The 26,326-nt window shown below is 71.9% G+C and carries 22 protein-coding genes; 6 read left to right on the top strand and 16 right to left on the bottom strand.

Features of this window, described 5'->3' with window-relative positions:
- Positions 1-35: 35 nt before the first annotated feature.
- Positions 36-800, bottom strand: coding sequence for a metallophosphoesterase (locus ACESM1_RS13880; RefSeq protein WP_372620960.1), 765 nt, complete (start codon positions 798-800; stop codon positions 36-38).
- Complete coding sequence (locus tag ACESM1_RS13875; RefSeq protein ID WP_372620958.1) at positions 797-2,251, bottom strand: cryptochrome/photolyase family protein; 1,455 nt, start codon at positions 2,249-2,251, stop codon at positions 797-799. Before ACESM1_RS13875 ends, ACESM1_RS13880 begins: the two co-directional genes overlap by 4 nt.
- A gap of 147 nt (positions 2,252-2,398) precedes the next feature.
- Here ACESM1_RS13875 and ACESM1_RS13870 point away from each other — a divergent pair, with 147 nt between their 5' ends.
- Positions 2,399-2,992, top strand: coding sequence for a fasciclin domain-containing protein (locus ACESM1_RS13870; RefSeq protein WP_372620956.1), 594 nt, complete (start codon positions 2,399-2,401; stop codon positions 2,990-2,992).
- On the opposite strand, the gene pdeM is transcribed toward ACESM1_RS13870, so the two are convergent.
- The 4 genes from pdeM to ACESM1_RS13850 form a co-directional block, all read right to left on the bottom strand.
- Complete coding sequence (pdeM, locus tag ACESM1_RS13865; RefSeq protein ID WP_372620954.1) at positions 2,970-3,689, bottom strand: ligase-associated DNA damage response endonuclease PdeM; 720 nt, start codon at positions 3,687-3,689, stop codon at positions 2,970-2,972. The two genes, ACESM1_RS13870 and pdeM, sit on opposite strands and share 23 nt — an antisense overlap.
- Positions 3,686-6,253: a ligase-associated DNA damage response DEXH box helicase gene (locus tag ACESM1_RS13860; RefSeq protein WP_372620952.1), complete on the bottom strand. Its 2,568-nt coding sequence runs from the start codon at positions 6,251-6,253 to the stop codon at positions 3,686-3,688. The genes pdeM and ACESM1_RS13860 overlap by 4 nt, the downstream gene beginning before the upstream one ends.
- A gap of 72 nt (positions 6,254-6,325) precedes the next feature.
- Entirely contained in the window at positions 6,326-7,267 is a 942-nt protein-coding gene (locus ACESM1_RS13855; protein ID WP_372620951.1) for a hypothetical protein, read from the bottom strand.
- A complete protein-coding gene (locus ACESM1_RS13850; protein WP_372620949.1) occupies positions 7,248-8,042 on the bottom strand; it encodes a class I SAM-dependent methyltransferase in 795 nt (264 codons plus the stop codon). The genes ACESM1_RS13855 and ACESM1_RS13850 overlap by 20 nt, the downstream gene beginning before the upstream one ends.
- Before the next feature lie 78 nt (positions 8,043-8,120).
- On the opposite strand from ACESM1_RS13850, the gene ACESM1_RS13845 reads away from it, so the two are divergent.
- Positions 8,121-8,822, top strand: a complete 702-nt coding sequence (locus ACESM1_RS13845) for a glycosyltransferase family 2 protein (protein ID WP_372620948.1) — start codon at positions 8,121-8,123, stop codon at positions 8,820-8,822.
- Here the strand turns inward: ACESM1_RS13845 and ACESM1_RS13840 are convergent.
- The 4 genes from ACESM1_RS13840 to ACESM1_RS13825 form a co-directional block, all read right to left on the bottom strand.
- Positions 8,795-9,679, bottom strand: a complete 885-nt coding sequence (locus tag ACESM1_RS13840) for a glycosyltransferase family 2 protein (protein ID WP_372620947.1) — start codon at positions 9,677-9,679, stop codon at positions 8,795-8,797. The two genes, ACESM1_RS13845 and ACESM1_RS13840, sit on opposite strands and share 28 nt — an antisense overlap.
- A gap of 122 nt (positions 9,680-9,801) precedes the next feature.
- Positions 9,802-10,608: a class I SAM-dependent methyltransferase gene (locus tag ACESM1_RS13835; protein WP_372620945.1), complete on the bottom strand. Its 807-nt coding sequence runs from the start codon at positions 10,606-10,608 to the stop codon at positions 9,802-9,804.
- A 150-nt stretch (positions 10,609-10,758) separates the two neighbouring features.
- Entirely contained in the window at positions 10,759-12,114 is a 1,356-nt protein-coding gene (locus ACESM1_RS13830) for a glycosyltransferase family 61 protein (RefSeq protein ID WP_372620943.1), read from the bottom strand.
- Between the two features lie 62 nt (positions 12,115-12,176).
- On the bottom strand, positions 12,177-12,425 hold the full coding sequence (locus ACESM1_RS13825; protein ID WP_372620942.1) for a hypothetical protein: 249 nt from the start codon (positions 12,423-12,425) through the stop codon (positions 12,177-12,179).
- A gap of 192 nt (positions 12,426-12,617) precedes the next feature.
- On the opposite strand from ACESM1_RS13825, the gene ACESM1_RS13820 reads away from it, so the two are divergent.
- Positions 12,618-13,688: a ligase-associated DNA damage response exonuclease gene (locus tag ACESM1_RS13820; RefSeq protein ID WP_372620940.1), complete on the top strand. Its 1,071-nt coding sequence runs from the start codon at positions 12,618-12,620 to the stop codon at positions 13,686-13,688.
- Positions 13,685-15,349 carry a cisplatin damage response ATP-dependent DNA ligase gene (locus ACESM1_RS13815; protein ID WP_372620938.1) on the top strand — a complete coding sequence of 555 codons (1,665 nt, stop codon included), beginning with the start codon at positions 13,685-13,687 and terminating at the stop codon, positions 15,347-15,349. The genes ACESM1_RS13820 and ACESM1_RS13815 overlap by 4 nt, the downstream gene beginning before the upstream one ends.
- 1 nt (position 15,350) lies before the next feature.
- Here the strand turns inward: ACESM1_RS13815 and ACESM1_RS13810 are convergent, their stop codons facing one another.
- Entirely contained in the window at positions 15,351-17,402 is a 2,052-nt protein-coding gene (locus tag ACESM1_RS13810) for a DUF4139 domain-containing protein (RefSeq protein WP_372620936.1), read from the bottom strand.
- A gap of 118 nt (positions 17,403-17,520) precedes the next feature.
- On the opposite strand from ACESM1_RS13810, the gene ACESM1_RS13805 reads away from it, so the two are divergent.
- Entirely contained in the window at positions 17,521-18,303 is a 783-nt protein-coding gene (locus ACESM1_RS13805) for an HpcH/HpaI aldolase family protein (protein ID WP_372620934.1), read from the top strand.
- A 283-nt stretch (positions 18,304-18,586) separates the two neighbouring features.
- A complete protein-coding gene (locus ACESM1_RS13800) occupies positions 18,587-19,282 on the top strand; it encodes an ion transporter (protein ID WP_372620933.1) in 696 nt (231 codons plus the stop codon).
- 21 nt (positions 19,283-19,303) lie between these two features.
- On the opposite strand, the gene ACESM1_RS13795 is transcribed toward ACESM1_RS13800, so the two are convergent.
- From ACESM1_RS13795 to ACESM1_RS13775, 5 genes are all read right to left on the bottom strand, one after another.
- Positions 19,304-20,773, bottom strand: a complete 1,470-nt coding sequence (locus ACESM1_RS13795) for a GH3 auxin-responsive promoter family protein (protein ID WP_372620931.1) — start codon at positions 20,771-20,773, stop codon at positions 19,304-19,306.
- Positions 20,773-23,043, bottom strand: a complete 2,271-nt coding sequence (locus tag ACESM1_RS13790) for a penicillin acylase family protein (RefSeq protein ID WP_372620930.1) — start codon at positions 23,041-23,043, stop codon at positions 20,773-20,775. The genes ACESM1_RS13795 and ACESM1_RS13790 overlap by 1 nt, the downstream gene beginning before the upstream one ends.
- Positions 23,044-23,083: 40 nt before the next feature.
- Complete coding sequence (locus ACESM1_RS13785; protein WP_372620929.1) at positions 23,084-24,766, bottom strand: ABC transporter permease; 1,683 nt, start codon at positions 24,764-24,766, stop codon at positions 23,084-23,086.
- 47 nt (positions 24,767-24,813) lie between these two features.
- On the bottom strand, positions 24,814-25,164 hold the full coding sequence (locus tag ACESM1_RS13780; protein WP_372620927.1) for a hypothetical protein: 351 nt from the start codon (positions 25,162-25,164) through the stop codon (positions 24,814-24,816).
- Between the two features lie 136 nt (positions 25,165-25,300).
- Positions 25,301-26,278 (bottom strand): 2-hydroxyacid dehydrogenase, encoded by a 978-nt coding sequence (locus ACESM1_RS13775; RefSeq protein WP_372620926.1) that lies wholly within the window; start codon positions 26,276-26,278, stop codon positions 25,301-25,303.
- Positions 26,279-26,326: the final 48 nt, after the last annotated feature.

Raw genomic sequence — 26,326 nt, 5'->3', positions numbered from 1 at the left:
GACGGGATCATGATCTTTGTCAATCATGTCACGGGTCACGCCCAGGCGGGCATGTCGAGCCAGGCGAGATGCCCGCCCTTGCCGGCGCCGCAATCGAGGAACACGCAACGCCCGCCCAGCAGCCCCTCCGCCACATAGGGCCGGCCGTCGGTGGAGCGCCGGTCATGGCCGCAGACCACCAGCATATCGCGCGGGATGCGGTCCACCCAGTCATGCACGCGGTCCGGATAGCCATCGGCGCGCATCCGGCCGGTGACCTGGCCGTAGATGGCGCGGGTGACCAGCCCGGTTGCCTTGCCCTCGCCGGCATCGGGCGGTGGCAGCGCGTGCAGCATGCCGGGATGGAAGCCGCCATGGACGAACAGGCGCCCGCCATCGCGGATCCAGGCCGGGGCACGGGCGATTTCGGCGATGGCGCGCGCGCGCAGCGCCGGCCCGTCCGGTGCCGCCTCCAGCTGCGCCAGCGTGCGGCCGAGCCCTTCCGGCTGCACCCGCACCGGGATGCCGGTCAGCGCGCGGCGCAGCTTGTGGTCGTGGTTGCCGAGCAGGAACAGGCCCTGCCCGGCATCCATCAGCGCGAACATCCGGCGCAGCACCTCCGGGCTGTCCGGCCCGTAGTCGGTGAGGTCGCCGAGCTGGAGGACGAACATCTCCTCCGCCAGCGCCCCCTCGATGGCGGCGATGAAGGCCGCGGCGTCGCCATGCACGTCGGCCACCACGCGCAGCCCGGCGAAGCCGCGCCAGCGGTGGCCCCAGGGCAGGTGACCCTGCAGGTGACTGTCCGCCGGCGCCGAGCTCACGCGGCCTCGCCTGTCGCGCCCGGCTGCTTCAGCGCGGCGAAGGCGGCCAGCGCGCAGGCGCGGCCGGCGGCGGGGTCCACCACCGGGCGCGGATAGTCGCGGCCGAGCCGCAGGCCGGCGGCGGCGAGCCGTGCCTCCGGCGCCTCCCATGGCTTGTGGATGAAGGCCGCCGGCAGCTTCGCCAGTTCCGGCACGAAGCGGCGCACATAGGCGCCATCGGCGTCGAACTTCTCGCCCTGCAGCACCGGGTTGAACACGCGGAAATAGGGCGCCGCGTCGGTGCCGCAGCCGGCCACCCATTGCCAGGACGCGCTGTTGGAGGCGAGGTCGGCATCCACCAGCGTGTCCCAGAACCACGCCGCGCCCGCCTGCCAGGGCTGCAGCAGGTGCTTCACCAGCAGGCTGGCGGCCACCATCCGCACCCGGTTGTGCATCCAGCCCAGCTGCCAGAGCTGGCGCATGCCGGCATCCACGATCGGGTAGCCGGTGCGCCCGCGCTGCCAGGCGCGCAGCAGCGCCTCGTCGCGCTGCCAGGGAAAGGCATCGAATTCGCGCCGCAGGTTGCGCTCCGGCATCTCCGGCCGGTGCCACAGCAGGTGGTAGGCGAATTCGCGCCACAGCACCTCCTTCAGGAAGGTCTCGGCGCCCGGCCCCTGCGCTGCGCCGCGCACCGCGTGCCAGACCTGCCGCGGCGAGATCTCACCCCAGCGGTGATGCGGCGAGAGCCCGGAGGAGCCCTCGACCCCCGGCAGGTTCCGCGCCTCCGCATAGGCGCCCATCGAGGTGGCGAAAAAGCGCGCCAGCCGGGCCTGCGCGCCCGCCTCGCCGGGTTGCCACTGCGCCGGGAAGGCCGCGGCCCAGTCCGGCTCGCCCGGCACCGGATAGAGGCCGAAGCTGTCCAGCGTCTCGCCGCCGGCGGGCGGCTCCACGCCGGGAATCCGCTCCGGCGCGGGCAGCGGTGGCTCAGGCTCGCCGGCGGCGAGCATCGCCTTCGCGAAGGGCGTGTAGACCGCATAGGGCTTGCCGCTCCCCGAGCCGAAGCCATGCGGCTCCCGCAGCACCACGGTGGTGTGCAGCCGCAGCGCGCCGCCGGCATCGCCGAGCGCCTCGGCCACGCGGCGCGACTGCTCGCGCGCCCAGGGTTCGATCGCGCGGCCGGCATGCACCTCCGGCGCGCCGATGGCGGCGGCCAGCGCCGGGATGATCGTCTCCGCCCGGCCGCGCGCCAGCAGCAGCGGGGCACCGCGCGCAGCCAGGCTTTCGGCGAGCGCGGCGAGGCTCTGCCGCAGCCACCACCTCCCGGCCGCGCCGTAGCGCGCCTCGCCGGCGGCCGCGTCGTCCAGCACGAAGAGCGGCAGCACCTTCCCCCCGCCGGCGAGCGCGGCATGCAGGGCGGCATGGTCGGCCAGGCGCAGATCGTGGCGGAACCAGATCAGGACGGGTGCGGTCATCGCCCCAATGTAGGGCGCCGCCGCCGCTGCGCGAACATCCGATGCCGCACGCGAACCCGTTCGGGGAAGCCACGTTTGAAGCCCGACCGCGCGGTGACGCAGCGGCGGGCCGCCACAGGCCCGATGCCAACGAAAGGACTATTCGAAATGACACCGATGCTGCGACGCGGCTTCCTCGCGCTTGGCGGGGTGGCCGCCGGCACCCTTGCCATGCCAGGGCTCCCGCGTGCCCAGGCGACCCGCACGCTGGCGGACACCATGGCCGGCGATACCCGCTTCTCGCGCTTCCTCGACATCATCACCCGCGCCGGCGCGGTGGAGACCTTCCGCCAGGCGGCGCCGATGACCGTCTTCGCGCCGGTGGACCAGGCGTTCAGCGGCGCGCCCGCCGGGCTGTTGCAGGACCTGCTCGGCCAGAGCCAGGGCAGCCCGCAGAACACCAATGAAGTGGAGCGGCGGCGGGTGATGGCGCTGATCAACTACCACATCGTGCCCGGCGCCATCGGCCCGGACCAGATGGGAAGCGGCGAGCGGCGGCTGACCACGGTGAATGGCAGCGACATCCTGGTTTCCGGCAGCGGCGCGAGCATGACGCTGCGCAATCCGGCGCCGGCGCAGCAGCTGGGCAGCTTCGGCGCTGCGGGCGCGAATGTCTCGGCGGCACCGGCGCAGGTGGTCGGTGGGCCGATCCAGGCCAGCAACGGCGTGATCTACCCGATCAGCCAGGTGCTGTTCCCGTAGCCACTTCCCGGCGCGGGACGGATGCGCGCAGGGGGCCGGTCGGGAAGCTGAACAGCCGGTCCCCACCCCGCAGGAAGGCGCGCCCGCCGCGCGGGAACAGCGCCGCGATCGCCGGGTCGCGGATGTCGAGCCCGCCGGTGTAGGCGCCGAAGGCGGGGAGCAGCAGGCGTTTAGCATCGGCCAGGAAGCAGGGCCGCGTCACGCCGCCGGCACGCGTCTGCATCGTCGCCTTGGGGTGGAAATGGCCGGAGAGCCCGCCGCCCGCGCCGGGCCTGGCGACGTGGCGGAAGCCGAGCGGCCCCAGCCGCCATTCCTCCACCGCCACGCCCGGCAGCCCCGCGGGCGCGACCGGATCGTGGTTGCCGAGCACCCAGACCACCTCGATCCCGGCCAGCAGCCGCGCCAGCATCGCGGCCTCGCCCTGCGGCAGGCGCGCGCTGCCCGCCGCATCGTGGAAGCTGTCGCCAAGCAACACCAGCCGCGCCGGCTTCCAGCGCCGGAGCGCCAGCGCGAGGCGCTCCAGCGTCTCCCTGGTGTCGTAGGGCGGCAGCAGCCCGCGGCCGCGCGCGGCGAAGGCGCTGCCCTTCTCCAGGTGCAGATCGGCGACGGCCAGCAGGCGCTCGGCCGGCCAGACGACATAGCCGCCGGGGTCGAGCATCAGGCGCTCGCCGGCGAGGTGGATGGGCGCGGCGATCATCGGCTGGTGGTCAGTCCTTTCGGCGCGTGGCGCACGAACCGGTTGTAGCGGCCGCCGCCCTCGCGCGGCTTGTCGCGGGGGCGGCGCGGGCGGTCGCGATCACCGCGCGGGGCGATGCCGTCCGTCACCTCGGCGAGCGTCTCGGCGAACAGCTCGGCGCCGCCGGTGACCTCCTCGACCATCGCCGCGGCCTCGGCGAGCAGCGCATCCTCGGCGCCGCCGGCGACCCATTCGCGGCCTTCCTCGATCAGCGCCGGCACGGCGAGCGGCGAGACGCGGTCCAGCGCACGATGCACGATCCCGCCGGCGCGTGCGCGCGCCAGCAGCAGGCTGATGCGCGCCACGTCGGTCAGGCCCGTCGCCGCCTCCCGCCTGGTCGCGCGCAGCAGGATGTGGTCGGGCTCATGCTTGCGCAGCACGTCGTAGATCAGGTCGGCGTTCATCGTCATCTGGCGGCCCGACTTCTCCTGCCCCGGATGGTTCTTCTCGATCAGCCCGGCGATCGTCGCGATGTTGCGGAAGCTGCGGCGGAGCATGGAGCTCTCGGCGATCCACTCCTCCAACTCCTCGCCGAGGATGTCCTCCTCGAACAGCCGCGCCACGCCGGTCGGCTCGAAGGCGCTCCACGCCGCCAGCACATAATCGGTGGCGAGGTAGCCGAGCGGGCCCATGCCGAGCCGTTCCATCCGCTTCGTCACCAGCATCCCCAGCGTCTGGTGCGCCAGCCGTCCCTCGAAGCAATAGGCGACGAGGAACCACTTGCCGCCGCGCGGGAAGGTCTCGACCAGCAGCCCGTCCTTCGGCGGCAGCTGCGAGGCGTGGCGTTGCAGGCGCAGCCATTCCTGCACCGGCGCCGGCAGCGCCTTCCACGCCTTCGGATCGGCCAGGATCGCGCGCACCCGCGCCGCGAGATAGGTGGTCAGCGGCATGCGGCTGCCGGCATAGGCGGGCACGCGCGGCTCGCCCTCGCCGCCGCGCGAGACGATGGCGGCCAGCGCGTCCAGCCCTTCGAAGCGCAGCAGCTGGCCGGCGAAGATGAAGCAGTCGCCGGGCACCAGGGTGGAGATGAACCACTCCTCCACCTCCCCCAGCACGGGGCCGCCGCGCAGCCGCACCTTCAGCAGCGGCGTCTCCACGATGGTGCCGAGGTTCATCCGCAACTGCCGCGCCACCGCGGCGGATTTCACATGCATTCGCCCCTCGGCGTCGCGGAACAGGCGGCGGAAGCGGTCATAGCTGCGCAGCGCATAGCCGCCATCCTCGACGAAGCGCAGCGCGTCGTCGAAATCCTGCCGCGACAGCGCGGCATAGGGCGCGGCGCGGATCACCTCGGCATAGAGCTCCTCCGGCAGGAACGGCCCGGCGACGGCGCAGGCGAGGATGTGCTGGCACAGCACGTCGAGCCCGCCCGGCCGCGGCGGATCGCCATCCAGCTCCCGCGCCGCGATCGCCTGGCGCGCGGCGGTGCACTCGATCACCTCGAAGCGGTTGGCCGGCACCAGCACGGCGCGCGAGGGCTCGTCCAGCCGGTGGTTGGCCCGCCCGATGCGCTGCAGCAGGCGGGAGACACCCTTCGGCGCGCCGACCTGCACCACCTGGTCCACCGCGCCCCAGTCTATGCCGAGGTCGAGCGAGGCGGTGGCGACCACTGCGCGCAGGCGGCCCTCGGCCATCGCCGCTTCCACCTTGCGCCGCTGCTCGACGGTGAGGCTGCCGTGATGCAGGCCGATCGGCAGGTTGTCGTCGTTGATCTTCCACAGCGCCTGGAAGCAGAGCTCCGCCTGGGCGCGGGTGTTGACGAAGACGATGGTGACCGCGGCCTCGCGGATGCGGCGATAGACCTCCGGCATCGAGGCCAGGCCCATATGCCCGCCCCAGGGCAGGCGGCCTTCCGGCAGCAGCATGTCGAGCGTCGGCTCCGCCCCCCCGGCGCCGAGCACCAGGCGCACATCCCCGGGCCGCGCGGTGGGGGAGAGGAAGGCGCGCAGCGGATCGGGGTGGGCGACGGTGGCCGAGAGGCCGACGCGCCGCGCCGCCGGCGCCAGCCCCGCCAGCCGCGCCAGACCGAGCGCCAGCTGGTCGCCGCGCTTGGTGCCGGCGAGCGCGTGGATCTCATCCACAACGATCGCATGCAGCCCGCCGAACAGCGCCGGCGCATCCGGCAGGGTCAGCAGCAGGGCGAGGGATTCCGGCGTGGTCAGCAGCAGGTGCGGGGGTGTGGTGCGCTGGCGGGCGCGGCGGTTGGCCGGCGTGTCGCCGGTGCGGGTCTCGATGCGGATGGGCAGGCCCATCTCGGCGACGGGGGTGGTGAGGTTGCGCGCGATATCCACCGCCAGCGCCTTGAGCGGCGAGATGTAGAGCGTGTGCAGGCCGTCCCGCGGGTTGGCGTGCAGGTCGGCGAGGCTCGGCAGGAAGCCGGCGAGCGTCTTGCCGCCGCCGGTGGGCGCGATGAGCAGCGCGCTCTCGCCGCGTTGCGCCGCCCGGAGCAGCGCGAGCTGGTGCGCCCGCGGCGCCCAGCCGCGGGCGGCGAACCAGGCGGCGAAGGGTTCCGGGATTGTTCCCATGGCTTCAAGCTAGCGCGGTTCTGGTGCCGCGCAACACGCTCCCTGGCGGCTCCGTCTCGCCGGGGTGCCGGGTCAGATGAAGATGCCGGGATGACGACGCCCGATGTCCGACATGTGGTCGGCGTAGAGCGCCTTCAGCCTGTGGATTTCCTCCGCAGACCAGGGCGCGAAGGCGGGGAACTCCGGCGAGCGCGGAAACCGCTTCATCGCCGCATCGATTGCCGAGCTTGCGATGTGCGCATCGGACAGGTCGGCGATCTTGCCCACCGCCTCGATTGCTGCCGCGGAGAGGCCTTCGCGCCGGTCGTCGGATTCGGGAAGCTTCGTCTCGTCGATCGGGGCGCCGCACAGGGTGGACAGCAATGCGGGAAGGCGGTCCTGCAGCGTCTCGTAGCGCATGACCTTCACGGTCCCGGCGCCGAACGTCTCAACCAGCGCCTCGACGACACGCACCCATAATCCGTCGTCCAGCTTCAGGCGGCGCTTGTAGGTGTCGAAGCTCACGAAGGGCTGCCACCGGATGGACTCCGAGTAGTAGGAGGCAAGCCAGCCAGCGTATTCCCGCACGGTCAGCACCACCACATCCGGCGATCCCGGCAGGCAGGCTTTCAGGAATTCGAAGCGGGCCTTGCTGTCCGCATAGACGCGGCCGCTGAGATTGCAGGTGCCGACCAGGTTCTCGTCGGATGCGACGAAGTGGCCTTCCGCCTGGCGCAGGTAGAAGCCGAACGCCGCCTGCAGGTCCTGCGGCGTCGGCGCCTCCGGCACCTTCCGGAAGGCGCGCCACAGGTGACGCGTGAACCTGGCTCGGAATTTCGGCATCGGCTCGAACAGGATGTTCTGCGTCCGAAGATGGGCGGAGCCTTGCTGCAGACGGCTTTGCAGGTATGTCGTCGCGGTCTTGTGGGCGCCGACGTGGATCGAGAATGTGGTCAAGCGGCCGCCTCCGGGTTCCGGCGCATGGTCCCTTTGCCAGCCACGGCGAGCACGGCCATCAGCCCGCGGGCCGGTCATGCGAGAGGGCGATCACGCTCCATCCGCAGAAGCTGACCCGCCGGACCGCGAGCGGGCACCGCTCGAATAGCGACAGGTAGAAGCCGTGGTACGACATCTTGCACATGTAGAGCTTGTTGTGCCCCATCGCGACGGGAACGAGCGTCGGGAAGGACTGCATGTAGCGGACGACGCCTTCGGTGACGCCCGGCCATTCGAAGTGGAACATGTCGTCCACGATGACGACGCCTTCATTCGTTATGGTCTGCTGCGCGATGGCCAGGTCGTTCAGCAGGTGCTGCACGGTGTGCCCGCCATCGACGGAGAAGAAGCGCAGCGTCCCGCGGCCGATCGTCGCGACCAGGTCCAGGGCGGGGTCGGTGGAATCGCCGGCGATGATCCGGACGTTGCGGCCCTGATGTGCGTCGTATTTCCTCAGGTTCTCCTGGAAGATCGCCAGGTTGCCCCGACCGGACTTGTCGATGTTCAGGGTCTGGTGTTCGAAGAGATCGATGGCGAAGGACGAGTCCTCGGCGCCGGTCAACTGGTTCAGCAGCAGGAACAGCTTGCCGTGATGGATGCCGATCTCCGCGACCCCGCCCGCCTTGTTGATGCGGCAGGAGGCGAGCATGTCGATCACGGCGAACAGCTTGTCCGAGCACCAGCCCTGGACCCGGGAGAAGCCCTCCCCGTGATAGCCAAGCAGGTTGGGGTGGTTTATCTGCATGCACTCGGCCTCCGCTGCGGGCGCTCGATGGTCCGGGCGGGTTTTGCGATGCGGCCGCGCGTGGCGCAAGGCGCGCGTGGCCCCGTTGCACGGAACACCGGCCGCCCGCCGCGGGCCTGAGCGGCAGGAAGGGAGCAACCAGCCAGCATGCCGACCGTCTCCTGCGTGATGGTGACCAAGGGGAACCTGTTCCCGACGCGCCTCGCCGTGGATTGCTTCCTGCGGCAGACCCACGCCGACCGCGAGCTGGTCGTGGTCTGCGACCGCGAGGCCGCGGAGCTGAAGCGCTACATCGCCGGCCTCGCCTCCCCGCTGCTGCGCTTCATCGAAGCTGCGCCGGCGGACCTCGGCACGCTGCGGAACCTCTCCATCGCCGAGGCGCGGGGGGAACTCATCTGCCAGTGGGACGACGACGACCTGTACCACCCGCGACGGATCGAGGCGATGCTCGAGGAACTGGCGCGCGCGCGGGCGGATGCGGTGTTCCTTCATCGCTGGACGCTCTGGTGGCCGAATCGGGCCACGCTGGCGCTGGCAGGCCGGCGGGTGTGGGAAGGCTCGATGCTCGCCCGTCGGGAGGTGCTTCCGCCCTACCCGGTGGCGTCGCGGGCGGAGGATTCCGCGCTGGTCAGGACCATCCGGGAGAGTCACCGGATCAAGCTGGTCGATGACCCCTCGCTCTACTGCTACGTCTTCCACGGCTCCAACACCTGGCCGGAGCAGCATTTCCGCTCGATCCTGTCGCGGGCGACCGACGTGCTGACCGGCGAGGCCTATGAGGCACGGCTGGACGCGATGGCCGAGCACATGCCGGTGCGGGACTACGCGGCGGGGCTGACCCCGGCCTGAGGCGCCGGCCCCGGCTCGTCGGCGCCGGGCCGGATGCCCGGGAGGGCGTTCCGGAAGCGCTCCGGGATCGTGTAGAGCCCTCCGGGGGGGCGCTTCTCCGGCGTCGGGGCGAATTCGCGCTCGACGAGGCGCGGGTCGTCCAGCGGCGGGGCGTGTGCGGGATCGGCCCGGAGGAAGGCACGGCGGCTGACCACAGCGGCGTCGCGCCGCCAATGGCCGCCGTGGTTTTTGGCGACGGACTCCGCCGCCCATCGCACGGACATCCGCTTCTCCTGCGCGGTCCGAAAGGTGGCGTCGTCGGCGAATTTGAGGTGGAACATGTAGAGGTCGCGGTCGCGGTTCGGCGGCACGTCGCAATTGTGGAAGCCCGGCGTCCAGTTGAGCGGCACGCGCGAGATCAGTGTCTTGCAGTACTTGCGATCGAAACATGCAAAGCGGCGCTGCGCCAGCACGGGGCGGTGCCAATCCATCGGCGGGTCGCGCGCGATCACCGGCAGGACGTTGAAGCCGAAGGCGGTGACGGTGCGCTGGCAGCGCGCGGCGATGAAGGGGGCGAGGCCGGCGTGGCGCGCGGGATCGGCGACCAGGAACTCGTCGCTGTCGGAAAAGACGACGGCGTCATAGTAGCTCAGCAGGCTGGTGTGGAAGGCGCTGATGGCGGCCGCGCGCTTCGCCTCATGGAATTCACCGCGGGGCAGGCGGATGGTGTTGGCGACCACGCCCGCCGTGCTGCCGTCGTCCGAACCGTGGTCGAGGCAGAACAGGTTCTCCGCCCCGAACTCCCGGCCGTAGTGACGCGCCCAAAGCGGCAGCATCACCGGCTCGTTGTAGACCATGGTAAACGCGGCAATCCTCAAGGCACGTTCATCCTGGCTGTGGTGCCCCTCCGTTCAGCCTCGCACCGTGAGCCAGTCGGCGGAAGATTCCGGCATTGGACGCGGTCGCGCCGTGCAGTAGCGCAGCCCGTGGAAAGCACTGGTCAGAGGCCGAGCAAGGCCCGTATCGCTTTCGGCTCCATGTTAGCCCGGCTGGAAACCAGCCTCACGCTGTCATGCAGGTCGTCAAACCAGCCGGGTCGCTCATCCGCCTTGTCCCAACGCGCAACGGCCTCGTCAAAGGCACCTTCCAGCACGCGGTTGGAGGCGTCGCACTGGGTGATGACCACGAGGCTGCTCGGCGGGCAGTCGAAGACCGTGATGCGCAAATCGGGGCGGTACTGCTGAAGGATGCGAAGCACCTTCCAGACGTCGCCTGTCCAGCCGCGGGCTTCGGGATCGACCGGCCGCGTTGTCTCCTGGCGAACCGCCTTGCGCCGGTCGAGACGGCGGGCGGCGTGCGGGTGGATCGGCAGGCAGTCATGCAGGCAGACGATGGTGCGCTCATCGCAGTATTTTTCGACGTTCATGAAGTCACGAAGCAGGAACTCGAAGTGGTGCATGCCGTCAAGGAAGGCGAGGTCGAGTCGGCCAGGCTTTGGAAGCAAATCCGACAGACGGTACTGCGCGAAGAAATCGTCGCTCGTCATTTGGAAGGCGAGCAGGTAGGGCTTGCGTCCGATGACATTCTGCTCGACCCGGAAGGAGGGGTCCACGCAGACCGCGGCGCAGTCAATGCCGGCGACCGAGTTGCCTTTGGATGTGCCGATCTCGAAGTAGCTCTGGGCCTCGCGTGCGGTCGCCAGCAGGGGAAGAAAGCGCAGGTGGCGCACCCCGCCGCGGAACGGCGCGAAAAAGCCGTCGCTGGCAGCCGGCGGGCGCGCCGAGGGGGGGACAGTCTCGATCGGCATGGGTCGTTCGGCTCCGGCAGTGACGGGCTCAGGCGGGGGAGTGCAGGCATTCCTGGCGTGACCAGGGCGGCCAGGAAGACAGGGTCGTTTTAGACCGAGATGAAGGCGGCAATCTCGATGGCGTTCGCCCCGCCAAAGGGGAAATACTGGTCATCCGACGGCAGCACCGGCGCGCTGCTGGGCACGCGTCTCGGCCAGCCTTTCCTCACGGATGTTCGGACCGCGCGGCACGGATTGAAGCTGCTCGCGCCCGACCACGCACCAGGGCAGATGCGGCCCTTCGCCCGAGCGCGCCGCGCAGGTTGCCTGGGCCGCAGCCATCACCGGATCGGGGCCGGGGAGGCGGAGCTCACCCTTGCCGAGAAAACCATGCTCGACGAGTGCCCGTTCCAGCGCGGAGTTGTCGAGCAGTACATCCGTATCGTTTCGGTATGCCGGCATCAGCGCACCTTCGGCGTTCGGCCGCATCGGCAGCACCGCTCCGGTGACCACGTCGATGGTGTGAACGTCCTGCAAGCCATAAGCCCGAAGCTGCTGCTGGAACTTCACTTTTGCCGGGGTGCGGCGTGAGACGACGGCTACCTTCTGATCGGGCCGGGAGACCATGGCGAAGAGATGCAGCGCGGAGCCTTCGGCGAAGATGAGCCGGTCGGCGGTTGCATAGGTCGCGATCTGCTCGGCGATCCCCATCGTCTCCGGCCGCAGGACACGCCAGCCGGCGGCGGAGAAGGCCGCTTCGATCTGCTCTTCGAGGACGAAGCGCCCGGCGGTGCCCATACCGGCCCGAGAAACGTAGATCGGCTTCCGCTCGGCCGGCGCCTGCTGCGGGGCCGACTCCGCCATGCGGCGCACGAAGTTGCGGAAGACGGCGTGACCGGCGATGCCGCGGCCGCCCAGGTTCATCATCAACTGGTTCGGCACGACCAGCCGCCGCACGGCGATGGGGGCGGTGACGACGTGATGCGTGCCCTCGATGCCGAGAAGGCCGAATACGTCTGCCATGAAGGTCTTCCTCGCGAAGGCGGCGTAGAGTTCGACCTTATGCGGCGGCACTTCGCCCGGCAGCAGCCAGACGACGCCCTTGAGCAAGGTGTTGACACGAGGCCAAGCCCAGAGCCGGCCAAGGCTCTCGGTTAGGAAATGGCCGAAATGCGGCTGCAGGACGCCGCCCCACAGCCAGGCACCGTCAAGAGACTCGACCGGGGCAGGAGGCGGATCAATGCCAGGCAGATGCCGCCGGCCACCGCCGAGATGAATGGCGGCCGGCACGATGCGGCCGGCGCCGTCGTACACGCCGCCATCGTAGACGGAGTACTTCCCCATCGCGCCAGCGTGCGGTCCATGCAGCGCCTTCAAGGACTCGTTCTGTGGGCTGTACTCGCCGCTTGCCGGACACACGACGGCACTCGGCACGGACTCGAACTTGGGGATGTAGTATTTCCCCGGCTGCGTGAGCCGATCGAGGTTTTCCCCGAGAAGACCGATATTCTCGTCCCTCGGCGTCACGCTAGGGATTCCTGCACACCCATGCCTTTCGCAGCGTGGTTCCCGCTAGCCTGGATTGCAGGTCAGGCCTTCTTTATGTCGAAGGTGAAGCCCGCCCTGTTGAGCCGATTGGCGATCTGCCGGCCGGTCTTGATGTAGTCGCGCTTGGCGTCGTTCCAGGCGGCCTGCTTGGCCTGCGGCGTCGCATCGGGGTTGGACGCCTTGAACTCGCGGTCCCAGAGGGCCCGGCCGATCGTGCGCGCGAGCGCCACGTCCGGGGTTTCCACCGGCTTCGCCTGGCGGGCTGCGGCAGGCGACGGCTTCTGAGCCATTGTAGCGTGTTCCTTTCAATCGCGTCGGTTGCCTTCCCGCACGAAGCGGCCCGCGCGGCTGCACCGGTTTCAAGCCTCTAGGGTGCGCCCCGGTAGCACGGCTGTGTATGGCCTAGCACGCTGCGGTTGTCACGAGCGGATGGCCCTCGAAACACTCTCGGTACGGCCGCGTCCGAACACCATTTCCGCTCCATGCCGAACGGTCACGCCCCCCACCCCGCCACCTGGCTCCGCGTCACCCCCCAGGGTCTCTACTGCGAGCCCGGCGACTTCTTCGTGGACCCGCTCCGCGCGGTGCCGCATGCGGTGATCACCCATGGCCATTCCGACCACGCGAGGCCCGACCACGGCGCCGTGCTCGCCACCGCCGAAACGCTCGCCATCATGCGCGCGCGACTCGGCGAGGGGCGCGCCGGGGCGCGGCAGCAGGCGCTGGCGCCAGGCGAGGCCGTCACCCGCAACGGCGTCGCCATCCGCCTGGTGCCGGCGGGGCATGTGCTGGGCTCGGCGCAGGTGGTGATGGAATGGCGCGGCAGCCGCGTGGTTGTCTCGGGCGACTACAAGCGACGGCGCGACCCCACCTGCGCCCCCTTCGAACCCGTGCCCTGCGACGTCTTCGTCACCGAGGCGACCTTCGCCCTGCCGGTGTTCCACCACCCGCCCGCCGCGGCCGAGGTGGCGCGCCTGCTGGAAAGCGTGCGCCTGTTTCCCGATCGCGCGCACCTGGTCGGCGTCTATGCGCTCGGCAAGTGCCAGCGGCTGATCCGGCTGCTGCGGGAGGCGGGATGGGACCGGCCGATCTTCCTCCATGGCGGGCTGATGGCGCTCTCCGCGCTCTACGAGGAGCTCGGCGTGCAGCTCGGCGAGCTGCTGCCGGTGCCGGCGCCGGCCAGGCGCGGCGGGGGCGGGCTGCTGGCGGGCGAGATCGTGCTCGCCCCCTCCGGCGCCGAGGCGACGCCCTGGGTGCGGCGCCTGGCGGAGCCGGTGGTCTGCGCCGCCTCCGGCTGGATGCGGGTGCGGCAGCGGGCGAAGGCCAAGGGCGTGGAACTGCCGCTGATCGTCTCCGACCACGCCGACTGGGACGAGCTGCTGCAGACCGCCGAGGAGGTGGCCGCGCCCGAGATCTGGGTGACGCATGGCCGCGAGGACGCGCTGATCCACGCGCTGGCCGCCCGCGGCGTGCGCGGCCGCGCGCTGCACCTGGTCGGCCGCGGCGAGGAGGATGAGGAGGCCGGCGCCAGCGAGGCCGTCCCCGCGCCATGAGCATCCCCGCCTTCGCGTCGCTGCTGGAACGGCTGGTCTTCACGCCGGGGCGCAACGCCAAGCTTGCCCTGCTGCGCCACTATTTCGCGACCCAGCCGGACCCCGACCGCGGCGTCGGGCTCGCCGCGCTGACCGGCGAGCTTTCGCTCGGCACCGCCAAGCCGGCGCTGGTGCGCGACCTGGTGGCGGCGCGCACCGACCCGACGCTGCTGGCGCTCAGCCACGACTATGTCGGCGACTTCGCGGAGACGGTGGCGCTGATCTGGCCGGCTCCCGTCCGATCGCGGAGCGCCGCCGGCGCGGAGCGTGAATCGGCCGGGCAAACAGGTGAGGGCGTCAACACGCCGCCGCCGGGGCTGGCCGAAGTGGTCGAGGCGATGGAGGCGACGCCCAAGGCCGAACTGCCCGCGCTGATCGCGGGATGGCTCGATGCGCTGGATGCCAATGGGCGCTTCGCGCTGATCAAGCTGGTCACCGGCGGCTTGCGCGTCGGCGTCTCCGCGCGGCTGGCGAAGACCGCGCTGGCGGAGTGGTCCACGCAGGAGCTCGACGCGATCGAGGAGGTCTGGCACGGGCTGGAACCGCCCTACCTGGCGCTGTTCGACTGGCTGGAAGGCCGCGCGCCGCGGCCCGATCCGCGCGACGCGCCGGTGTTCCGCCCGCTGATGCTGGCGCATCCGCTGGAGGAGCCGGACCTCGCCACGCTCGACGCCGCGACGCATCGGGCGGAGTGGAAGTGGGACGGCATCCGCGTGCAGCTCGCCGCAACCACCGGCGGACGGCGAATCTGGTCGCGCGGGGCGGAGGACATCTCGGGCAGCTTCCCCGAGATCGTCGCGGCGATGGACTTCGACGCCGTGGTGGATGGCGAGCTGCTGGTGATGCGCGACAATGTCGTCGCGCCCTTCGCCGACCTGCAGCAGCGGCTGAACCGCAAGATCGTCACGCCGCGCATGATGGCGCAGCACCCGGCGGCGGTCCGCCTCTACGACATCCTGTTCGAAGCGGGCGAGGATCTGCGCGCGCTGCCCTTCGATGCGCGGCGCGCGCGGCTGGAAGCCTGGTTTGCGCGCACGCGCCCGGCGCGGATGGACCTGTCGGCGATGATCGGCTTCGGCAGCGTGGAGGAGCTGGCGGAGATCCGCGCCGGCGCGCGGGAAGCGGCGATCGAGGGGCTGATGATGAAGCGCGCCGATGCCGCCTATGTCGCCGGCCGCGTGAAGGGGCTGTGGTGGAAGTGGAAGCGCGCGCCGCTCAGCGTGGATGCGGTGCTGATGTATGCGCAGCGCGGCCATGGCAAGCGCAGCAGCTTCTACTCAGACTACACCTTCGGCCTCTGGCGGCCGGACGGGAATGGCGGCGCGGAGCTGGTGCCGATCGGCAAGGCCTATAGCGGCTATACGGACCAGGAACTGCTCTGGCTCGACCGCTGGATCCGCGCCAACACCACCGCCCGCTTCGGCCCGGTGCGGGAGGTGGAGAAGGCGCTGGTGCTGGAAGTGGAGTTCGATGCGGCGCAGCGCAGCACGCGCCACAAATCCGGCGTCGCGCTGCGCTTCCCCCGCATCGCGCGGCTCCGTCGCGACAAGCCGGCGGAGGAGGCCGACCGGCTGGAGACGCTGGAGCGCTTGATCGTCGGCGTCGCCGTGGACGAGGCGTAGCTCACTCCATCCGCACGAGCAGGTCCTGCGCGCTCTTGGCCCAGCGCTCCCACGCCGCATCCGCCGCGCCGCCGGCGCGTTCGGCGGCGATGCTCGCGGCGTTCAGGCGGCGCCGCGCTTCCTCCCGCTCGGGGCCGCTGCGGTCCTCCACCGCGGCGCGGGCGCGGGTGAGCGCGGCCTCGGCGACGTCAGCTGCGCGGATCGTGCTGCGCGCGCCATCCAGCAGCCGCCGCAACTCGGCAAGCCCGTCGATGACGGCTGCGAGCCGCGCGCGGCCCGGCGCCTCGGCCGGCAACCGCTCGAGCACCGTGCGCAGCGTCTCCAGCGTGCCGGGGCCGCCGGGCAGGCGGCGCAGGCTCGCCTCGACATCCAGGTCGCGCCAGCGCAGCAGCAGCGGGTTGCCGAGGCCGGCATCCCAGACGGCGAGGTCGGTCAGCACCTCCCGCTCCCAGGCGAAGCGCAGCGTCACCTCGCCGCCCGCCAGCACCGCCTCGTGCCGCAGGCCGAACGCGCCTTCCGCGGCGACCTCGAAGCGCGGCGTGAAGCCCGGGCGGCGCGCCAGGTCCACCACCAGCCGCGCATCGCGCCCGGCGTTCGCGGCGGCGCGCGGGTCGAGCGCCAGCGCCGCTTCCTCCCGCCGCAGCACGCGCAGGCCCACCACGCCGCGGCGCGTCTGCACCGCGATCGGCTGCTCGCTGGACGAGGTGGCGGAGGAGAGGCGCACGTCGCGGTCACGCGCGAAGGCGATCAGCCGTGTCTCGTCCGGCGCCACGGCGCGGATCTCCGCATCGCCGAGATAGGCGCCGGCCTCGGCGCCGGCATCGCCATAGACCGTGGCCAGGCCATCCGGCAGCGTGTGCCCCGTGGCGTTGCGCAGCCGCACGGCGGAGAGCGGGTTGCGCGCGGCGAGGTCCTGCACCCACCACACGCGCTCAGCCGGCAGGCGTGCATCGAGGAAGGGCAGGTTTGCCGTCTCCCCGCTCCGCACCGTCACCGGCGCGGGCAGGGTGAAGGCGACGCGGCCGGCGGCGCTGGCCGGCAGCGCGGGGGGCTGGGCGGCGACGGCATCGACGAAGCGCGACAGCGCCTGTTCCGCGGCGGCACCGGCGGGGGCGGCGGGTGCCGGGCGCGGCGGCGCGATGCCGCGCGAGGCGGCTGCGCTCGGTCGTGGCGGCGGCGGCATCGCACCGGTGTCGGGGCGCACCTGCACGCTCTCCGCCACGCGCACCGGCAGGTTCGGCCGCTGCACCCGGATCGGCGCGTAGAGCGCCTGCGCGAAGGCGGCCGGATTGCCGGAGACCAGCGAGAGCCGCACCGCGTTCCAATCGGCGCCGGAGCGGTTCTCCACCACCGCCCAGCCCTGCAGCCGCGCCTCGCCCGACCCGGGCGGCACCACCAGGCGCCAGGATGGCTTCCACAGCGGCGCCGCCGCGACATAGCCGACGGAGACGTTGCGTGGCGCCTGCGCGCCGGACAGGCGGATCTCGATGCTGCGCGTATCCGCCGCGCTGGCAGCGGCCAGCGCCTCCGCGGCGCGCTGGACGCGGGCGGCGAGAGCGGGATCGGTGAGGCGGATGGCGGCATCCTCGCGCAGCGTCACGCTGCGCAGCCCCTCGGGTGTCACGAGCGTCAGGCGCAGCGCCGCGGTGCCGTCGCCGCCGGCGGCATCCTCCGCATCCATCAGCCGGCCGCTGGCGCCGCCCGCCTCCACTGACTGGCCGCGCAACGCGCGCAGCAGGGCGATGCGCGAGTCGAAATCCTCCGGCCGCAGCGGCAGGCCGCGGAACGCCTCGGCCGTCAGGTCCTGGGCGGGCAGGCGCACGGCTTCCACCGTGCCGCCGGGGTCGCGCACCATCAGGCTCTTCAGCACATCGTCCACATCCTCGAGCGGGACGCGGAAGCTGATGGCGGCATCGGGCGCCAGCGTGCCCGCGCGTTCCAGCTGCGCCAGCCCGGCGTTGGAGAGGGTGACGGAGCGCACCGGCAGATCCTGCGCGGAAGCGACGAACGGCAGGGCGAGCAACAGGGCGGGCAGCAGGCGGCGCGCGCGCATGGCGATCTCCTTCATTGCGGCGACGCTAGCAGCGCCGCGCAGCCGGGTCATGCGCCCCGCACGGTTGACCGGTGTGGGGCCGCATGCTGCGCTCCGCGTCCTTCGGAGGAAACCCGCAATGCCCATCATGCCCAACCCCGTCCGCGCGCGTCTTGCCAAGGGCGGCCTCGCGCTCGGCTTCGGCGTGCACAACCTCCGCGGCAGCGCGGTCGGCATGATCGCGGCGGCCAGCGGCTTCGACTGGCTGTTCATCGACATGGAACACGGCGCGATGAGCGTGGACGACGCGACCCGCATCTCCATTGCGGCGCTGACCCAGGGCGTCACGCCGATCGTGCGGGTCTGCAAGGATGCGCTGTTCGAAGGCACGCGCTGCCTGGACAACGGCGCGATGGGCGTCGTCGTGCCGCATGTGGACACCGCCGCGGAAGCCGCCGCCGTGGTGCAGGCCTACCGCTTCCCGCCGACCGGCATGCGCAGCTGGGGAGGCCCGCCCTTCGCCTATGGCCTCGGCGCCGTGGCCCCGGCCGAGGCGCAGGCGGAGCTGAACCGCGAGATCCTCGTCGCCTGCATGATCGAGACGCCGGAAGCCGTGGCCAATGCCGCGGCCATCGCGGCCGTGCCGGGCGTGGACGTGCTGCTGATCGGCACGTCCGACCTCACCGCCACCATGGGCATCGCCGGCCAGGTCGGCCATCCCGATGTGCGCAGGGCCTATGAAGCGGTCGGCGCGGCCTGCGCGCAGCACGGCAAGGTGCTGGGCATGGGCGGCGTGTATGACGAGAAGGTGGCGCCCGAGTATATCCGGCTCGGCGCGCGCTTCATCCTCGGCGGCTCCGACCATGCCTTCGTCATGGCCGGCGCCGGCGCGCGCGCGAGCTTCCTCCGCGGGCTGGAATAGCGCTCGGCCGCGCCGGATCAACCACCTCCAGGTCACCTCGGCACGACCGGCGTATCGCCGCCGCGGCCGTGCCGGGTGAGCAGGGCCCAGCGTCTCCTCATCGCCGTCTCCCATGAACAGGGACCGGTTGCCCGCCCCTCGGTTGCGCGGCGCGCCGTTCGGAGCATCCGGGCGCGGCGGCGGGTGGCGCGGTCACATCACCTCCGCACGGCGGCCGGGCCGGGGGCCGGCCGCAGCCCGGCCGCGGTTTCCGCGTTGCCGCCCGGTGCGGGAGGCGACACGGATGGCGGAAGAGGGCGAGGCGGAGGAGCGCTGGGCGGCACTGGAAGGCCTGGAGGAGTGGCTGCGCACGCCGATGCTCGTGCTGAGCGCGGTGTGGCTGCTGCTGGTCCTGGTGGAACTGGTCTGGGGCGCCAATCGGCTGCTGGATTGGATCGGCGGGGCGATCTGGATCGTGTTCCTGCTTGAGTTCGGCCTCCGGCTCTGGCTGGCGCCGGACAAGCCTGCCTTTCTGCGCCGGAACTGGCTGACGGTGATCGCGCTGCTCGCGCCGGCCTTGCGGCTGCTGCGCGGCCTGCGCGCGCTGCGTGCGGTCCGGGCCGTGCGGGGGCTGCGGCTGGTGCGCGTGGTGGGCACGGCGAACCGCGGCATGAACACGCTGCGCGCGGCGATGCGCCGGCGCGGCCTCGGCTATGTCGTCGCGCTGACGCTGCTGGTGGACCTGCTGGGCGCCGCCGGCATGCTGGCCTTCGAGCCGGCCGCCGAGGTGCCGGGAGGCTTCACCGGCTTCGCCGATGCGCTGTGGTGGACCAGCATGCTGCTGACCAGCCTCGGCAGCGAATTCTGGCCGCAGACGCCGGAGGGACGGACGCTTTGCGTGCTGCTCTCGGTCTATGGCCTGGCGGTGTTCGGCTACATCACGGCCAGCCTGGCGAGCCTGTTCGTCGGCCGCGATGTCGCCGCGGCGCGCGAGCGATGAGCTTGCGTCAGGATCCGGTCGTCAGGTTCCGGCAAGGCCCCGCGCCGCCGCGGCGAAGCGTGCGGGATCGGCGATCACCCGCGGCACCTTGTTCTGGCCGCCGAGCCTGCCCTCGGCGCGCATCCAGGCCTCGAAGCGCCCGGGCGGCACCGTCTGCACCACCGGCGGCAGAAGCTGGCCGCCCTGCCGGTGCGCGGCGTAGTCCTCGTTGTCGGCGATCAGCGCGGCATCCAGCGCCGTCGCGATGGCCGCCGGCGGCATGTCGGCATCGGTTTCCAGGATCAGCCGGTGCCGGCCAAGCTCGCCGACGAATTCCGGGCCGCAGCACCACTCGCCGACCATGATGCCGAGGCCCTCGATCGCCTGCGCCATCTCCTCCCCGGTCACGTGCTCGCCGAAGGTGGAGAGCGTCCATGCGGTGCGGCCGGTGACCAGCAGGCGCGGCGGCGCGCGTTCGACGAAACGCACCACGTCGCCGAGGATGTAGGCGAAGAGGCCGGCATTCGTCGTCAGCGCCACGGCGTAGTCGAGGCCGGTCTCGATCGTCGCCGCCCAGTGGCGCGTCGGGTTCGGGGCGTCGAGCTCATCCACCGGCACGAATTCAAGGAAGCAGCCGCGGTCGAGCACCAGGTGCATGCCTTCGCCCTCGCCGCGATCCTGGATGGCGACGAAGCCCTCGCTGGCCGGATAGACCTCGCGCGTCGCGCAGCCCGGCGGCAGGAAGGGCGCGATGCGGTCGCGATAGGGCGCCCAGGCGACGCCGCCATGGACCAGCAGTTCCAGATTGGGGAAGGGCGGTGCGCCGGCCACGCTCATGCGGTGCAGCAGCATCAGCAGCCAGGAGGGCGTGCCGGTCAGCACGCGGATATCCTCGCGCGGCGCCTGCTCGGCCAGGGTGGCGAGCTTGGTGTCCCAGTCCGGGATGAGCGCGATGTGCTCGGGCGGCCAGGCGCGGCGGCGGAGCAGGCGCGGCACCTCATGCGCTGCGATGCCGGACAGGTCGCCGCCGCGCACCCCCGGTGCCAGGTCCTGCAGGGCGGTGGAGCCGCCGAGCATGAAGGACAGCCCCGCGAAGGGCCGCGCGCGCGGATGCGCGTGCAGGTGCCACGCCAGCGTGTCGAGCGCGGCACCGCGGTTCGCTGCCATCTGGGCGGCGGTGACGGGGATGCGCTTGGTGGTGCCGCTCGTCGTGCCGGAGGACAGCGCGAAATAGGGGATCAGCCCAGGCCAGGTCACGTCGCGAAGCAGCGGGAAATCCGGCTGCCACCAGTCGCGCCAGAAATCCTCGTATCGCCGGAGCGGAACCCGCGCCTGGAACTCGGTGACCGAGCAGATGCCGTCGAAGCCATGCGCGCGGCCGAAGCGCGTGGCGCGAGCGGTTTTCAGCAGCCGCAGCAGCAGCGCTTCCTGCGTCGCCGCCGGATCGAGCGCCTGCATCCGCGCGACCCGCGCGCGGGTGTAGAGGCGCAGCAGCGGCGTGCCGTCGAGCATCAGGGCGGCGTGAGGGTGGTGACGCGCGGGAACTCGGCGGCCACGGTCGCGGCGCGCAGCGGCACGCGGATGCTGCGCCCGTCACGCCAGAGCGGCACCTGGTCCATGAAGGCGGCCGAGCCGATCCAGCCATCCTGCCCGCCCCACAGCGTGAACCAGTTGGCGTCCGGGTCGGCCATGTCGCTGACATGGCGGGCCATGGAGCCGAAGGTGGCGGGCCGCGGCGCGGCGTCGATCAGGCCGTGGCTCACCTTCATCGGCGTCTCGCGCGAGCCGCCGGAGGGATATTGCGCATAGACGAAGAAGCGCCCGAGCAGCGGAAGGTTCACCAGCCAATGCGCGGCGCGCAGCTGGTGCAGCTCGCCCCAGTTGCCAAGCCGGTCAAGATCGGCCTCTGCGGCGGATGCAGCCTGGCGCAACACCGCCTCACGCCGCGCGTGCGGCAGCGCGTCGAGGTCGCGCAGCAGGAAGGCGGTGAGGAAGTTCCATTGCGTCTCGGCGCCGCGCGGATTGCCCGCCTCGGTGCGCCGGGATTCCGGCACCAGCGCCGGCACCAGATGCCGCAGCAGCGCCTCGAAGGCGACCGGCGCGCGGCTTTCGGCGGCGTAGCTGCCATCCCAGCCGCCCAGCGCCTGGGCGAGGCGCGGTGCGGGGTGGCCACCGGGCAACGCCGCGAGCCTGTCCGCGATCCCCGCCGCAAGATGCGCGGCGCGGGGCGAGCGGATGTCGCGCTGGATGGCGGCCAGGCTCTCCGGCGTGTGGCGCGGCCTGGCGGCAAGCAGTTCCTCCAGCCGCAGCACGCGGTCGTCGTCGGAGAAGAAGAAGCCGAGCGGCGGCGTGCCGTGCCGCTCCGCCCAGCGCGGGCGGTTGTTGGCCGAGGCCAGCGTGCCGGTCGGCGGATCGGCCTCGGCGGGCAGGGTGCGGGCATCCCGCAGCCGGTCCCAGGCGCCCGTCGCGGCGGCATCGCGCGCATCGAGCACGGGGTCCTCGGCGGGAAGGCTGGCGCGGTCCGGCAGGGTGGCGGCGATGAAGCGGCCGACGCGGCCCTGGCTGTCCGCCCAGAGCATCGTCTGCGCCGAGACGCCGAAGCCGGCGAAGGCGTGCCGGAAGCTCTCGCCATCGGTGGCGCGGGCGGCGCGCAGCAGGGCAGTGATCTCGTCGGTCGGCTGGTGCCCGGCCCAGCGCAGCGCCAGAGTGGCGCCGTTCGCCGGGACCAGCGCGGCGTCGCTCATCACCGGGCCGAACGGCGTGGTGCGGACCGTCCGCTCGGTGGCGAACCAGAAGCGCTGGCGGAGGCGAACCGTCTCGCTGCGGAACGCTTCCGGCGGCAGCGCGCCGACATCGAACAGGTCGGAGGAGGCGGCGCGCAGATTTGTGCCGCCCCAGGCGACCTGCCGGTTGCGCCCGACGCCGAGGATCGGCAGCCCCGGCACCATCAGCCCCACCGCGTGAAACCCTGGCGAGCGCATCCCCACCGCCAGCCAGAGATTGGGCAGGTTCAGCCCGAGATGCGGGTCGGAGGCGATCAGCGCCCCGCCGGTGGCGCTGCGCCCGGCGCTGACGGCCACCGCGTTGCTGCCGCTGCGCGAGGTGCCGGCCAGGATTTCCCGCAGCAGGTCGGCGCGCTGCTGGCCGACGGGGTTGCCGCCGGCCTCCCGCGTGCGCGCCCAGAGTTCCGGGAAGTCGGGCCGGCCGCGCTGCGGCAGCAGGGAGATATAGGCGAGCCAGTTGATGTCGGTGCCGGCCAGCCGCCCGATCGCCAGCAGGTCTTCCTCGGTGACCGGCTCGCGGCCAAGCCCGAGCAGCCCGGCTTCCGGCGGGCGGGGGCCGTTGAGCAGGGCGTGGTTCAGCCCGCGCAGGAAAGCCCGGACGAACATGCGCGTCTCGGGCGGCCAGTTGCGGATCACCTCGGGCCCGGCGCGGCCGAAGCCGAGGATGCGCAGCGCGTGGTCCACCTCCGCGGCAGGCGGCCCGGCGACCTCCGAAAGCCGCCCCTGCGCGACCAGCCGCAGCAGCATCACCTGCGCGCCGCGCAGATGCCCATGCACCAGCCCGAGCGCGACGGCGAGGTCCTCATCGGTCTCGGCGGTGATCCAGGGCACCATGTGGTCGTTCCAGCGGATCTCGACCGGCCGCGAGACCGGCGCGCCGGCGGCGGGTAGCGCCGCAAGGCGGTGTTCCACCGGAGTCTCGCGCGGGAAGAGGGCGGCGCAGCCCGGCAGCAGGACCAGCAGGCCGAGCAGCAGCACGCGGGAGGCGGTTCGTCTCATCCGCGGAAGATGGCGCAGCCCAGCCCTCCGTCCAGGCGGCTCAGTGCTTCCGCATGGCGCGCACCAGCGCCGCCACCGGCAGCAGCCCGACCAGGACGATCAGCAGCGCCGCGGTGGAGGCCTCGGCCAGCCGCTCGTCGGAGGCGAGGTTGTGCACGCGCACCGCCAGCGTGTCGAAGTCGAAGGGGCGGACGATCAGCGTCGCCGGCAGCTCCTTCATCGTGTCCACGAAGACCAGCACGCCGGCGGTCAGCAGCGCGCCCCTGGCCAGGGGCAGCTCCACCTCCCGCACCGCCTGGCCGGGGCTGCGGCCAAGCACCCGCGCGGCGGCGAAGAGGCTGGGGCGGATGCGCGTCAGCCCGCTCTCCACCGAGGAGAGCGCGACGCCGAGGAAACGCACGAGATAGGCGAAGACCAGCGCCGCGATGGTGCCCGACAGCAGCAGCCCGGTGGAGATGCCGAGATTGGCCCGCATCCAGGCATCCAGGGCATTGTCGAACAGCGCGAAGGGCACCAGCGCACCGACCGCGATCACCGAACCCGGGACCGCATAGCCGAGCGAGGCCACCCGGTTGGCCGCCGCCCGCAGCCGCGCGGGATGCAGCCGCTGCGCCCAGGCCAGCAGCGCCGCCAGCAGCACGGCGAGCACTGCCGTCACCCCCGCCAGCGTCACGCTGTTCAGCGCATAGGGCAGCACGCGCTGCGCCTCGAACGGGTTGCCGACCTCCAGCATCAGCATCACCAGGGTGCCGGCCGGGACGACGAAGCCGAGCAGCACCGGCATGGCGCAGGCGGCGATCGCCGCGGCCTGCTTCCAGCCATGCAACTCAACCGGCCGCAGCGGCGGGCTGCGGGTGGTGGTGGGGTGGAAGCGCCGGCCGCCGCGCGATGCGCGCTCCAGCAGCAGCAGCAACGCCACCAGCCCCATCAGGCTGGCGGCGAGCTGCGCCGCGGCGGGGCGGTCCGCCAGGCCGAACCAGGCATCGTAGATGCCGGTGGTGAAGGTGCGGACGGCGAAATGCTGGACGGTGCCGAAATCCGCCAGCGTCTCCATCAGGACCAGCGCCACGCCGCCGGCCAATGCCGGGCGGGCCATCGGCAGCGCCACATGCAGGAAGGTGCGCGGCAGCCCGTGACCCAGGGTGCGGCTGGCTTCGAGCAGGCAGACGCTCTGCGTCAGGAAGGCGCCGCGGCAGAGCAGGTAGACATAGGGGTAGAGCACCGCCGCCAGCATCAGCGCGGCACCCGGCAGGCTGCGGATCTCCGGGAACCAGTACTGCCCCCAGGTGAGCCCGGTGGCGGCCCGCAGGCTGCCCTGCACCGGGCCGGCCACGTCCAGCAGCCAGACATAGGCGTAGCCGCAGACATAGGCCGGCATGGCAAGCGGCAGCAGCAATGCCACCTCCAGCACAGCGCGGCCGCGGAAATTGCAGGCGGCGACCAGCCAGGCGCTGACCGCCCCCATGCTGGCCGCCATGGCGCCCACCAGCACCGCGAGCAGGACGGAGTTGACCAGCAGGTCCGGCAGCACGGTGCGGCTGAGATGCAGCCACGCCTCGCCCCCCGGCGCGGCGGCGGTGACCAGCACCGAGACGAGGGGGGCAGCGATCAGTGCGGCCACCAGGATGGAGGCCCAGGCCCAGGCCGGCGTGGCACGGCGGCGGGGGGTTGCGCGCGGGCGCAGCGTGGACCCTGGCGCTGGCCCCGCCTCGGTGACGGACATGCCGGCTCTCTACACCGGCGAGCTTCCCCTGGCCACGCCCGGGCGGCTCAATCCCTGCCGCGTGGCGGGGCCATGCCGCCGAACTCGGCCTCCGCCACCAGCTCCGCCGAATCGGCCAGGGCGGCGGTGAGGGTGAGGCCTAGCGCGCGGGCCTCGCTGCTCATGGCGTTGATATGCGCGCGCAGCCGCTCGATGTCCGGCATGCGGGGGGGCGAGTGGCGGGACAGTTTCGCGGAAGGATCAGCCAGGTCGAACACCAGCGTGCGACTACCATCGGCGTTGCGGCTGACCATCGGCACCTGGTGCATCAGCGCATGCAGCACTTCCAGATCCGGGAAGGTATCTAGCTTCCCGTCCCGGTCCTGCACGAACAGCGTGATTCGCGCGGCTTGCCTCATGCTGCGAGCGTTCCCATCCCCCAGGCCCGCGTCACCTTGCGCCCGGAGGATGCATCACGCAACCACGATGCAGCGTCAAGTTGTTTGCTTTGTGGCAATCCAACGCAGGGTTGGGTGCGCGCTTCGGCCTTGCCGCTCAGGCCAGGCCATGCGGCGCTGCCTGGCCCCTGATCAGCACGGCATCGAGGTTGTCCAGCGCCCGATGGCCCATCGCGTCGCGCGTCTCGATCGTGGCGCTGCCGAGATGCGGCAACAGCGCAACATTCTCCAGCCCGAAATAGCCATCGAAGATGCGCGGCTCGCCATCGTACACGTCGAGTCCCGCGGCGCGGATATGGCCGGAGCTCAGCGCCGCCACCAGCGCGGCATCGTCCACCGAGCCGCCGCGGCCGGTGTTGATGACGATGCTGCCCTTCCTCATCCGGCCGAGACGTTCCGCGTTCAACCACTTCCGAGTCGCCTCTCCCCCCGGCATGTGCATCGAGAGGATGTCGATGGCGCCGAGGAAGCCCTCGTCATTGTCGTGGAAGGTGGCGCCCTGCTCGAGTTCGGGCGGGGCGCGGTGCAGGTCGCGGTAGTGGATCTCCATCCGGAAGCCCCGCGCCATGGCGGCAAGCTCCCGCCCGATCCGCCCGAAGCCGGCGATGCCGAGCTTCTTGCCTTCGAGCGTGACGCCCATCAGCTGCGTCGGCGCCCAGCCCTCCCACTTCTGCGCGCGCACCAGCCGCTCGCCCTCGCCGGCGCGGCGGGCGGCCATCAGCATCAGGGTGAAGGCGCATTCGGCGGTGGCGAAGGAGAGCACCTCCGGCGTGTTGGTCACGACGATGCCGCGCGCCTTCGCGGCGGCGATGTCGATATGATCGTAGCCGACCGAGAAGGTGGCGATGATCTTCACGCTGGCGGGCAAGGCGCCGATGGTCGCGGCGCCCAGCGGATCGCCGGCGGCGCAGAGCACCCCCTCGGCACTGATGGCTGCGGCGCGGCGGGCGATCTCGGCGCCGTCGCGGTACCAGGGGTCGTCGGTGCTGTTGAGCTTCGCATCGTAGTCGCGCGCGGCGCGCGCCTCGATCGCGGCGGGCAGCTTGCGGGTCAGCAGCAGGACGGGCCTGGACATGCGGTTCTCTCCCTTGATCCGGCCGGAGGGTTAGCAGAGCCGGGCCGC

Origin of the sequence: Falsiroseomonas sp. (assembly GCF_041690465.1) — a bacterium.
GTDB lineage: Bacteria > Pseudomonadota > Alphaproteobacteria > Acetobacterales > Acetobacteraceae > Falsiroseomonas.
The sequence above is the reverse complement of the archived record's forward strand: the minus strand, read 5'-3'. Positions and strand labels throughout refer to the sequence as shown.